The 5,048-nt window shown below is 68.7% G+C and carries 6 protein-coding genes and 1 pseudogene; 3 read left to right on the top strand and 4 right to left on the bottom strand.

All coding sequences use genetic code 11. The features are described from left to right. Positions 1-206: pseudogene (locus AC27VN_RS32355) on the bottom strand (helicase SNF2); the annotation flags it as partial. A gap of 252 nt (positions 207-458) precedes the next feature. On the opposite strand from AC27VN_RS32355, the gene AC27VN_RS32350 reads away from it, so the two are divergent. The 3 genes from AC27VN_RS32350 (at position 459) to AC27VN_RS32340 (ending at position 3,136) form a co-directional block, all read left to right on the top strand. Further along, entirely contained in the window at positions 459-1,421 is a 963-nt protein-coding gene (locus AC27VN_RS32350; protein WP_490879213.1) for a GlxA family transcriptional regulator, read from the top strand. Positions 1,422-1,536: 115 nt separating this feature from the next. Beyond that, complete coding sequence (locus AC27VN_RS32345; protein WP_296781083.1) at positions 1,537-2,532, top strand: SLAC1 anion channel family protein; 996 nt, start codon at positions 1,537-1,539, stop codon at positions 2,530-2,532. Positions 2,533-2,731: 199 nt separating this feature from the next. Next, the gene (locus tag AC27VN_RS32340; protein WP_490879212.1) at positions 2,732-3,136 is read left to right on the top strand and encodes a RidA family protein; all 405 of its coding nucleotides are present in this window, start codon (positions 2,732-2,734) and stop codon (positions 3,134-3,136) included. On the opposite strand, the gene AC27VN_RS32335 is transcribed toward AC27VN_RS32340, so the two are convergent. The 3 genes from AC27VN_RS32335 to AC27VN_RS32325 all read right to left on the bottom strand — a co-directional run. Continuing rightward, entirely contained in the window at positions 3,131-4,132 is a 1,002-nt protein-coding gene (locus AC27VN_RS32335; RefSeq protein WP_490879211.1) for a phosphotransferase enzyme family protein, read from the bottom strand. The genes AC27VN_RS32340 and AC27VN_RS32335 overlap by 6 nt on opposite strands. A gap of 77 nt (positions 4,133-4,209) precedes the next feature. Continuing rightward, on the bottom strand, positions 4,210-4,563 hold the full coding sequence (locus tag AC27VN_RS32330; protein WP_093353290.1) for a hypothetical protein: 354 nt from the start codon (positions 4,561-4,563) through the stop codon (positions 4,210-4,212). Between the two features lie 38 nt (positions 4,564-4,601). After that, positions 4,602-5,048 (bottom strand): YbfB/YjiJ family MFS transporter (locus AC27VN_RS32325; RefSeq protein WP_490879210.1); only part of this gene is annotated, 447 nt, incomplete at its 5' end.

The raw sequence follows: 5,048 nt of genomic DNA, 5'->3' as shown, positions 1-5,048 counted from the left end.
TGGCTCTGGAACACCGGCGGCACGCCGGCCTGGGCGGCCTCGCTGTACGGGTCTTCGCTGTGGGCGGCGACCACGGCCTGGGCACGCACCTCGGCGCGGCTCGCGGTCGACTGGAACTGCAGCACGCCCTGGTATTGCTCGGCGCTGGCGCCGAGCGAGAACACGGAAGCGAGGACGGCGACACAGAGGAGAACGGAAGACTTCATGATGGACTTTCTGGAAGGTTGAAGAAGAAGGAGACGGACAGTCGTCAGTGGCTGAAGGAGAGGGTTGTTGCTGCTGACGGAAGTGATTGTTTTCGGGGCACGCCCCTCGCGAACGCGATTGCGTATGCCTGTGTATCTGCGGGGGCGAACGCTCACAGTAAATTTCACGACGGGGGCATCGCGCCCGTGCGGGCGTCCAGGTAGACAGGGCGTTCTACAATCGCCCGCCCATCGGCCCCGAAAGCGCGCCCCATGAAGCTGGTCATCGTCGTCCTCGAAGGGGTCCAGGCCCTCGATGTCGCGGCGCCCATGGACGTCTTCACCGAGGCCAACCGCTTCCTGAGCGCGCACCAGCAGTACGAGATCACGCTCGTGGGCCTGCAGGCCGGCGGCGTGCGCTGTGCCAACGGCATGCAGCTGCACGTGGGCACGGGCTACCTCGACCACCACGAACAGCCCGACCTGCTGCTGGTGGCCGGCGGGCCGAACCTGCCCGAGCTGCACGCCTATCCCGCGCCCTTTCTCGCCTGGCTCAACGCCATGGCCGCGGGCTCGCGGCGCTACGGCTCGGTATGCAACGGTGCCTTTCCGCTCGGCCATGCGGGCCTGCTCAACGGCAAGGAGGTCACGGCGCACTGGCACGACGTCGACCGGCTCATCGCGCGCTTTCCGCGGGCGCGCGTGCGGCCCGACAAGATCTTCGTGCGCGACGGCAAGCTGTTCACCTCGGCCGGCGTGACCGCCGGCGTGGACCTCTGCCTCGCGCTGGTGACCGAGGACTGGGGCCACGAACTCGCGCTGCGCATCGCCAAGCGGCTGATCGTCTACATCCGCCGCGACGGCGGGCAGTCGCAGTACAGCCCCTACCTGGCGGTGGGCCCGAAGGAAGAGACCATCGTGGCGAAGGTGCTGCGCCATGTCACCGAGCACCTGAGCGAGCCGCTGAGCATCGAGCAGCTTGCCGATGCGGTGGGCGTGAGCCGCCGCACCTTCTCGCGCAGCTTCGCGAAGGACGCCGCGATGACGCCCTCGGCCTTCGTCGAGCAGGTGCGCATCGACTTCTCGCGCAAGCTGCTCGAGGAGACCGACCTGCCGCTCAAGACGGTGGCCTTCCGCTGCGGCTTTCGCAGCGCGAACCACATGCGCGTGGTGTTCGCGAAGCGGCTCGACACGACGCCGCGCGATTACCGCGAGCGCTTCCACAGCGTGGCCTGAAACGGGCCATCAATGGCGCAAACCGCGCCATCGTGGCCCACCGTCGGGCGCTCCCGACTCCTAGACTTTTGCTTCGCCCTCGCCGCTCTCGCGCGGGGGTTTTCAGGAGCAAGAAATCATCACCACGCACACGCTGAGTCCGGCAGCCCCTCCGCGACAGACCTCCCTTCGCCACCTGCCGGTCAACCTCTTCGCCTCGGTCATGGGCATCTCGGGACTGGCCGGCGCCTGGCACCAGGCCAGCGAGCAGTTCGGCGCGAGCCCGCGGATCCACGCTGCGATCGGCGCCGTCGCTGTCGCGCTGTTCGTGCTGCTGTGCCTGGCCTATGCGGCCAAGGCCGTGCTGCATCCGCAGGCGGTGCGTGCCGAGTTCATGCACCCGATCGCGGGCAACTTCTTCGGCACGATCACCATCGCCACGCTGCTGATCTCCTCGGTCGTGGCGCCGGTCAGCGCGCGGGCCTCGCAACTGCTCTGGAGCATCGGCGCCGCGCTGACCGTCGCGCTGTCCTTCACCATCGTGAGCCGCATGCTGCGCGGGAAGGTCGACGCGGGCCATTCGGTGCCGGCCTGGCTGATCCCGGGCGTGGCCACGCTCGACATCACGGTGGCCGGCGGCACCATGCCCATGGCCTGGGCGCGCGAGCTCAACCTGTTCGCGATGGCCGTGGGAACGATGGTCGCGCTGGTGTTCTTCACCATGATCGTGTCGCGGCTGATCCATCACCACGAGAAGCTGGCCAACGAGATGGTGCCCTCGCTGATGATCCTGGTCGCGCCCTTCGAGGTGGGCTTCCTGGCCTACACCAGCTTCTTCCAGCGCGTCGACACCTTCGCGGCGCTGCTCTTCTACTTCGGGCTCTTCGTCTTCCTCACGCTGGTGTTCAAGGTGTTCCGGCGCAGCATTCCCTTCGCGGCCGGCTGGTGGGCGCTGAGCTTTCCGATCGCCGCGCTCGCCAATGCCGCGCTGCGCTACGCGCATCACGCCGACTTCCTGCCGCTGACCGTGCTGGCGCTCGCGCTGCTGGCCTTCCTGAGCGTGCTGATCGCGGTGCTCGCGGTTCGCACCCTGCAGCTTCTCGCGAGCGGCAGGCTGCTCGCGCCCAAGTGAACAACAACCTCTCGCACCACAAGACCATGAACGACGCTCCATACTCGCCACCCATCGCACCCACCGCCCCTGCCGACGCGACGAGGCCCACGCTTCTGTCAGGCTGGGACGAGGTCGGAAACTGCAGCTGCCTGGACCGTGTCGAGGCCGCGCCCGACCCCGTCGGCGAGCACTCTCAGGAACCCCACACCCCTTTGCCATGACGGAACGACAACTCATCATCCCCGCCTCGATGCAGCGCCTCGCCGAACGCGCGGGCTACGCGCCCGCCGTCAGGGTCGGCGCCACGGTCTACTGCGCGGGCCAGGTCGGCCGCACGCCCGAGCTCGAGGTCATCGCCGACCCCGAGGCGCAGTTCGTCGCGGCCTGGGACAACCTGCGCACGGTGCTGGCCGAAGCCGGCTGCGGCTTCGAGGACGTGGTCGAGATGACCACCTACCACGTCGACATGGCGACGCACATGCCGGTGTTCCGCGCGGTGAAGGACCGCCTCTTTCCGCGCGGCCAGTGCGCCTGGACCTGCATCGGCGTCCACTCGCTCGCGCACGCGGGGCTGCTGGTGGAGATCAAGTGCATCGCGGTGGCGCGCGACGGCCGGTCATAGCGGCAACTCGAGCGTTTGCCATGCGCGCAGCATGGCGGTCTGCTTGTGCAGGTAGTCGGTCGGTATCGACTGCGATCCCCAGTCGGGAATGCGCGCCGCGTATTCGCCCAGCAGCCAGAGCTGCCGCACCGCCATGAAACGCGGGATCGCGGCGAGGTCGACATCGGCGACCGGCCGCACTTCGCGATAGGCGCCGATGAAGGCCAGCCATTGGGACCTGGCCTTCTCGCTCATCACGCCATCGGGCATGCGCGGATACAGGCTCCACGGATACACCGCGATCTCGTAGGCCAGGTAGCCGGGGCCCGCTTCGTCGAAGTCGAAGAACAGCGCCCGGCGCTGCCCCTTCGCATCGGCCGCGATGAAGTTGTTGTAGCCGTGCGTGTCGCCATGGCACAGCACGCGCGAGAGTTCGCCGAAGGCCAGGATGTCGTCGGCGAGGCGACGGCCTATCTCCTCGTACTGCGGGCGCAGCTCGGCCGTCATGGTCGATCCGCGCAACAGGGCGTCGAGCGGACGGTGCAACAGGTGATCGAGATCGAGGGTGTAGGCGCTGGGCGGACCGCCGTAGCTTTCGCCCACGGCATGCAAGGCGGCCAGCCCGTGCGCGAGCAGCGCGATGTGCTCGACGCTGTCGCCGGTGGCTTCGCCTTCGAGGTGCTCGAAGAGCATCAGCGCGCGCGGTCCTTCGGGGAGTTGCACCCGGATCGCCGCCTCGCCATTGGCCGCGGACAGGCAGCGCGCGACAGCGCAACCGGCATCGGCCCAGTGCGCGAGCGCGGCGGCCTCGAAGGCGATATTGGGCCCGCCACGAAAGCGCTCGGGACTCAGCCGCGCCACCACGCGCCGGCCGTCGGCGAAGTCCAGGCGGTAGCTCTGGTTGAAGCGTCCGACCAGGAATTCGCTCGCGACGACTTGGCCCAGGTCGTAGAAGGCCTGCACGAGCCTCGCGATGCTGGCGGCGGTCGGCGTCGATTGCGCGATATCGATCTGCATGGAGCCCCCCGAAAGAAAGGGGCGCGATTATGCGGCGACCAACCTGCGGGGAAGCTGAAGGCCGTCAGCCCTGGCCGTCAGCCCTGGCCGCCGGCATCGCCCACGGGCTTCACCGCCGCATCGGCCTCGAGGCAAGCCGCCTTCAACGCCTCGGCCACCGCATCGGGCGCATCGCGCAGTTCGACGATGTCGCGCTCGCCCACGCAATGCCCTTCGAGCCGGATGTAGATGCGCTTGAAGTCGCCGCCCAGCGCCTTGGCCACGTCGCGCAGGCAGTCGGGCAGCGTGGCGAAACCGCTGTCGCGGTAGGAGCTCGGCGGGATCACGCCCTTGGAGCGCGGCGCGCGCACCGAGTAGCCGTAGGCAGCGCCCTGCTCCTTCAGCTCGACCACGGGCTGAAGGGTGCGCTCGACTTCCAGGGCTCGCTTCATCGCCCCAGTGTAAGAGCGATGCGCCGCGAGAAACCAGCTCAGGCAGTGGGGTGCAGCCTCCGCGCGACGATGTCGGTGACGAGCGCCAGCACGATCGCCACGCCACCCACGGCAAACAGCAGCGCATACCCGCCGCCCGCGTGCGCGAGCAGCCACGACATTCCGTAGGCGCCACTGGCCTGCAATACCGCGAAGCCGGTGGTGGCGCGGCTCCACGCGGGCTTCTGCATCGCGGGGTGATGCGCGAGCAGCTCCTGCACGCGGCCCAGCACCAGCGGCACGATGCCCGGCGTGAAGGCGCCAACCACGGCGCTCGAAACGATCAGCCCGCCATGGCCGATGAGGCCGAACGCGGGCAAGGCGAGCGCCGCGGCCTGCAGCACGAAGGCGATGCGCAACGCGGTGGCGAAACCGACGCGGTCCGCGAGCCAGCCGCTGAGCACCGGCCCCACGAGCGCGCCGAGGCCGAACACCACCCAGTACTG

It is taken from the genome of Variovorax sp. 20P10.2.4, from assembly GCF_058244205.1.
This window is presented reverse-complemented; position numbering and strand designations above follow the sequence as displayed.